The 5,472-nt window shown below is 49.9% G+C and carries 5 protein-coding genes, 4 tRNA genes and 1 rRNA gene; 2 read left to right on the forward strand and 8 right to left on the reverse strand.

The annotated features are described in order from the left end of the window. The 5 genes from KAJ71_RS23045 to KAJ71_RS23065 all read right to left on the reverse strand — a co-directional run. Window positions 1–179, reverse strand: a 179-nt coding sequence (locus tag KAJ71_RS23045) for a GTP-binding protein (RefSeq protein ID WP_248947779.1), incomplete at its 3' end; no start/stop codon positions are given. Between the two features lie 111 nt (window positions 180–290). Continuing rightward, window positions 291–366: transfer RNA gene (locus KAJ71_RS23050), tRNA-Thr, on the reverse strand. A 6-nt stretch (window positions 367–372) separates the two neighbouring features. After that, a tRNA-Gly gene (locus KAJ71_RS23055) sits at window positions 373–447 on the reverse strand. 234 nt (window positions 448–681) lie between these two features. Further along, window positions 682–766 (reverse strand) — tRNA-Tyr (locus KAJ71_RS23060). Between the two features lie 26 nt (window positions 767–792). Next, window positions 793–868: transfer RNA gene (locus KAJ71_RS23065), tRNA-Thr, on the reverse strand. Between the two features lie 383 nt (window positions 869–1,251). On the opposite strand from KAJ71_RS23065, the gene KAJ71_RS23070 reads away from it, so the two are divergent. Beyond that, a complete protein-coding gene (locus KAJ71_RS23070) occupies window positions 1,252–1,800 on the forward strand; it encodes a GNAT family N-acetyltransferase (RefSeq protein WP_121608045.1) in 549 nt (182 codons plus the stop codon). 221 nt (window positions 1,801–2,021) lie between these two features. After that, window positions 2,022–2,972 carry a type I pantothenate kinase gene (coaA, locus tag KAJ71_RS23075; protein ID WP_021808140.1) on the forward strand — a complete coding sequence of 317 codons (951 nt, stop codon included), beginning with the start codon at window positions 2,022–2,024 and terminating at the stop codon, window positions 2,970–2,972. Window positions 2,973–3,013: 41 nt separating this feature from the next. On the opposite strand, the gene birA is transcribed toward coaA, so the two are convergent. The 3 genes from birA to rrf all read right to left on the reverse strand — a co-directional run. Next, window positions 3,014–3,976, reverse strand: coding sequence for a bifunctional biotin--[acetyl-CoA-carboxylase] ligase/biotin operon repressor BirA (birA, locus tag KAJ71_RS23080; protein ID WP_248947777.1), 963 nt, complete (start codon window positions 3,974–3,976; stop codon window positions 3,014–3,016). Then, window positions 3,973–5,010: a UDP-N-acetylmuramate dehydrogenase gene (murB, locus tag KAJ71_RS23085; RefSeq protein ID WP_248947778.1), complete on the reverse strand. Its 1,038-nt coding sequence runs from the start codon at window positions 5,008–5,010 to the stop codon at window positions 3,973–3,975. The genes birA and murB overlap by 4 nt, the downstream gene beginning before the upstream one ends. Before the next feature lie 390 nt (window positions 5,011–5,400). Further along, window positions 5,401–5,472: ribosomal RNA gene (gene rrf / locus KAJ71_RS23750) — 5S ribosomal RNA — on the reverse strand; the annotation flags it as partial.

The raw sequence follows: 5,472 nt of genomic DNA on the forward strand, positions 1-5,472 counted from the left end.
CCACGAGCTTTTTCTTCTGGCGCGTTATCGATCTGGTCGAAAGCACGTGCAGAACCACCGTAGGTTTTAGCCAGAACGGTAGTGATTGCAGCAGTCAGGGTAGTTTTGCCGTGGTCAACGTGGCCGATAGTACCGACGTTAACGTGCGGTTTTGAACGTTCAAATTTTTCTTTAGACATCGATTGTCCCTCTAAGACACGGATAAATCGGTGGTATCACCACATCAACCAAGCATTTGCTTGTTGAATTCAGGAAACAGAAAGAAAATCAGGGGGCGAGAAATTAAGAAGTGGTGCTGATAGGCAGATTCGAACTGCCGACCTCACCCTTACCAAGGGTGCGCTCTACCAACTGAGCTATATCAGCACATCTTGGAGCGGGCAGTGGGAATCGAACCCACATCATCAGCTTGGAAGGCTGAGGTAATAGCCATTATACGATGCCCGCATCCTGGAACTCGGCTACCTGACTTTTCTGTAGACTTTAAAGGCGTAGAGAAGGATTGTTCGTCGCTTAACTCTCCACCCTTCGTGCCAGCAACTTCCGTTACGCGGCGCGAACTGTTTGAAGGCATTGTCTCACTTCGTGAAACTCGAACCTTGCTATCAGGCTCTTACCCTCCCCGAACGATGCTCATCTTAATGATTCCGTTCGGTGTGACCCAGTGCCTCGGGTCCAATATGGTGGTGGGGGAAGGATTCGAACCTTCGAAGTCTGTGACGGCAGATTTACAGTCTGCTCCCTTTGGCCGCTCGGGAACCCCACCAGATTTTTAACTACTTTACACTTGAATGGTGCCGGCTACCGGAATCGAACTGGTGACCTACTGATTACAAGTCAGTTGCTCTACCTACTGAGCTAAGCCGGCATCAAGTGCAGCGCATTCTAGGTAGAGCTGACGGCCTATGCAACAAAAAAATTGCGATCTAAGCACTATCGCTCACAAATCAGCCGATTTCTGCATCCGGCTCGCAATTTTTCACAATAGAGGCGCAAAATTTCATCAATTATGGGCAATAATCTAAACTATTCTAGACCTCCCTACTCAGGCTTTCCCGCCACTTTGTCGTGTCGCTCAATCAAACGGTTGAAAATCGCGATCGGGGGAGTGCACCACAAAGAGGAAAGTGCTCTCTGATGGTGCCTAATATACCGCTTTCGTCCCTGAACTGGCTGCACCCGCACAGGTTAGCCGCATTGGCGCGCTTATTGCTTATCATCATTATCCCTAATAGCCAGGAGGTATGACCGATGAAAATTGTCCTGATCAATGCGGCAACGCTTCCCATTTACCGCGCCGAACTGGCGCAGTTGCTCACCGATGCGGTCACCCATGGGGCTTCAGTAGGTTACGACACGCAAATTCCCCACGAAGATGCCGAGAGCTACTTCCATAGCCTACGCCCTGCTTTGGCCAAAGGAGAGTTGCTATTGTGGATTGCCAGAGATGAAAGCGGCGTCATTGGCACCGTCCAACTAGCCCTGTGTCAAAAGCCGAACGGCCGCAATCGGGCCGAAGTACAAAAACTGCTGGTGCACAGCCGCGCCCGCCGCAATGGCGTTGGGCAGGCGTTGATGAAATCGCTGGAAAAAATGGCGCTTGAGATCCGCCGTGGCCTGCTTTATCTGGACACCCAGGCCGGTTCTGCAGCCGAAGGGCTGTATCGCTCGTTGGGCTATCGTTGCCTCGGGGAGATACCCGATTACGCCGCGGCTCCCGACGGGTATTACCACCCTACGGCGATTTACTACAAGCGGCTGTTTGCCGTTCAGCAACCCTCTCGCGCCGCCGCCAGCTGACCTGAAAAACGGTATCATTACCCAGTGATACCGCCTTGCAACAGACCCTTTCTCAATTGCGTGCCTGTTCGCACTATTGGTAAAAACTGTCACTAATCGACCACAATTGCGAAAAAAGTCTACGCCTAAAAGCCAGCTGTCTATAATATGCAGTTTGATTATTATCTGGAGTTGGCGTCCAGCGCCTTTCCCAACCTGCGTTAACAGGCAGAATTTGGCTTATGATAAAAAGAGATCAATCTTTAGCGACGCCTTACCTTCAGTTCGATCGCAGCCAGTGGGCCGCGTTACGAGATTCGGTGCCGCTGACGCTGTCGGAAGAAGAGATTGTTAAACTCAAAGGGATTAACGAAGATCTCTCCTTGGAAGAAGTCGCGCAGATCTACTTGCCGCTCTCACGGTTGCTGAACTTCTATATCAGTTCTAACCTGCGTCGCCAGGCAGTTCTGGAGCAATTCCTTGGCACCGATGGCCAACGCATTCCTTATGTGATCGGCATTGCTGGTAGCGTAGCCGTGGGTAAAAGTACCACAGCGCGTTTATTGCAGGCGTTGTTGAGCCGCTGGCCGGAACATCGTAGCGTGGAGCTGATCACCACAGACGGCTTTCTGCACCCGAACAAGGTGCTGAACGAGCGCGGCCTGATGAAGAAGAAAGGATTCCCGCAATCCTACGATATGCATAGCCTGGTGAAATTCGTTTCGGAAGTTAAATCCGGTGCCAAACGTGTTACTGCCCCGGTATACTCTCACCTCATCTATGACGTTGTGCCTGAAGGCAATAAAGTTATCGAACAGCCTGATATTCTGATCCTGGAAGGATTGAATGTTTTGCAAAGCGGCATGGACTATCCACACGATCCTCACCGGGTATTTGTTTCCGACTTTGTTGATTTCTCAATCTATGTTGATGCCCCTGGCGATCTATTGCAAAGCTGGTATATCAACCGCTTCCTGAAATTCCGCCAAGGTGCGTTCTCTAACCCAGACTCCTATTTCCATAGCTATGCGCAGTTGCCGGAAACGGAGGCGATCAACATCGCCACTCAGCTGTGGAATGAGATTAATGGATTGAATTTACAGCAGAATATCTTACCAACTCGCGAAAGAGCCAGCTTGATTATGACGAAGAGTGCCAATCACGCGGTGGAAAGTGTACGGTTACGAAAATAATCAATGGAATAAGAGAGGCCTGCGACCTCTCTTATTTTAACTTATTCAGCACTCCGCAAAGATATTTCACCACCAATAAAGGGTTTAATTACCCCTTCCTGTTCAAGCAGCAATGCGCCCTGCTGATCAATACCGCGGGCAATACCGAAAACCTGTTGTTCACCAATTAATAGTTTAACCGGACGATCGATAAAGTTATCTAATTTACGCCAGCGTGAAATAAAGGGAGCTAAACCGTCTATTTCAAATTTCCGTAATGAATTGCGTAGCTCATTAAGCAATTTGGCGGCTAATTCATTACGATCGATAGTGATCCCGGCTTCCTGTAAGTTGATCCAGCGCTGATCAATCTGACTGGCATTGGTTTCGCGCATCGCCATATTGATGCCTGCTCCCAGCACTAGCTGGGCTGCATCCCCGGTTTTACCGGTCAGTTCAACCAAAATGCCGGCCAACTTGCGATCGTTAAGGTATAAATCATTCGGCCACTTCACACGGACCTGTTCTGCACCGAGACGTTGCAACACTTCCGCCATCACGATGCCAATAACCAGGCTCAACCCCATCGCGGCCGCTGGCCCTTGTTCAAGACGCCAAAACATGGATAAATAAAGGTTGGCCCCGAAAGGCGAAACCCACTGCCGCCCACGCCGCCCACGCCCTGCCTGCTGATACTCGGCTATACAGGCATCACCGGAAGTCAGTTCTGCAAGCCTGTCCAACAGATACTGGTTGGTTGAATCAACGACAGGTAACACCGTGACCCGCTTGTCTTCCAGTAAGCCAAGAATGCGCTCAACGTCCAGCAAGTTGATCGCCGCAGGTAGGCTATAGCCTTTCCCCGGAACCGTGAACACATCCAAACCCCACTCCCGAATGGTCTGAATATGCTTGTTAATCGCTGCGCGGCTCATTCCCAATGACTCACCCAAATGTTCGCCAGAGTGGAACTCGCCGTCCGCCAATAGGGAGATGATCTTCAGTGGAACTGTGGTGTCTCTCATGAAATGACCTCTACGGCATCCAGCTCACCAGTGGCCCCCATAAAACGCACCTCCGGTTCTAACCAGACATCGAATTTCTGCGCTACCGTATTGCGCACGTGTCTGGCTAGTGCCACCACATCCTGGCTGCTGGCATTATCGACATTTACCAATACCAAAGCCTGCTGACGGTGCACCGCTGCGCCACCGATCTGATGCCCCTTGAGTGAACACTGATCGATCAGCCAACCGGCAGCCAATTTTTCTTGCCCGTCCGGCTGTGGATAATGTGGCATTGCAGGATATTGAGCTAATAACGTTTTAGCGGCTTCCCCACTCACCAGTGGGTTTTTAAAGAAGCTGCCTGCATTCCCCGTAATACGTGGATCTGGCAGCTTGCTGCACCGCATGGCGCATACCGCGTCAAATACCTGCTGCGGCGTTACCGTCTTGGGATCCAGCTTGGTAAGGTCGCCGTAGTTCAGCAACGGACGCCACTGTTTGCTAAGCCGTAAACCAACGCCCACAATCACGAAGCCTTGCTTAAGCTCATGCTTAAAAACGCTTTCCCGGTAACCAAACTGGCAGCGTTCAGGATCCATACGATCGATTTCACCCGTAGTCAGGTTCAGCAGGTCGACATACTCACAGACCTGTTTGAGCTCGATGCCGTACGCCCCGATGTTCTGGATCGGGGCCGAACCGACCAACCCTGGGATCAATGCCAGATTTTCCAGCCCGGGGATGCCACGCTCGAGCATCTGGCTAACCAGATGGTGCCAATTCTCCCCGGCACTAACATGCAAATGCCAGGCATCCTGCTCTTCCCTGACGGTGATACCTTTTAACTGGTTAATCATGACCGTACCGGCAAAATCCTCCAGGAACAGGACGTTGCTCCCTTCACCGAGTACCAGCAGTGGCTCTTGGCGCTTTTGCGCTTGCTGCCAGGTTTTAATCATCATTTCAATTTCTTCAGCAATGACTAAATGCGCTGCGTTGACCGGGAGCGCAAAAGTATTGTGATTTTTTAAAGACGCGCTTTCAGTAGACATGATTTAAATACTCTTACGTAATAAATTACCATCTAGTCTACTCGATTCGCCGCGCATGGCTATTATTTGTTTTTATTAATCAGATATTTCTTGTTATCTAATAAGCCCTGATTGCACAGGAATTTAAAACTTCTATGTAAATCATGATGATATAACCCCTTCATTATCCAGATACAAAAAGAAGCCTGAGTTATATAAAACCTATAGGTATTAACGATATGTATGAATATAGCAAGGTGGGTTCGGAACTAAAAATCTCGTGAATATTTCTAGCAGGCAATCTGGTTATATTTAATCATTTACCAATGAGGAGATAATTCGGGATAGCCGAGTGATTGACCCATAGCAAAAAGCCCCATGCTTTCGCATGAGGCTTTCTACTTATTTGATGCCTGGCAGTGTCCTACTCTCGCATGGGGAGACCCCACACTACCATCGGCGCTACGGCGTTTCACTTCTGAG

Origin of the sequence: Serratia silvae, from assembly GCF_023282985.1 — a bacterium.
Classification (GTDB): domain Bacteria; phylum Pseudomonadota; class Gammaproteobacteria; order Enterobacterales; family Enterobacteriaceae; genus Chania; species Chania silvae.

Excerpts from the sequence above, each read along its gene's own strand:
- murB (WP_248947778.1), bottom strand. The coding sequence starts at position 5,010 with ATGTCTACTGAAAGCGCGTCTTTAAAAAATCACAATACTTTTGCGCTC.
- birA (WP_248947777.1), bottom strand. The coding sequence starts at position 3,976 with ATGAGAGACACCACAGTTCCACTGAAGATCATCTCCCTATTGGCGGAC.
- KAJ71_RS23070 (WP_121608045.1), top strand. The coding sequence starts at position 1,252 with ATGAAAATTGTCCTGATCAATGCGGCAACGCTTCCCATTTACCGCGCC.
- coaA (WP_021808140.1), top strand. The coding sequence starts at position 2,022 with ATGATAAAAAGAGATCAATCTTTAGCGACGCCTTACCTTCAGTTCGAT.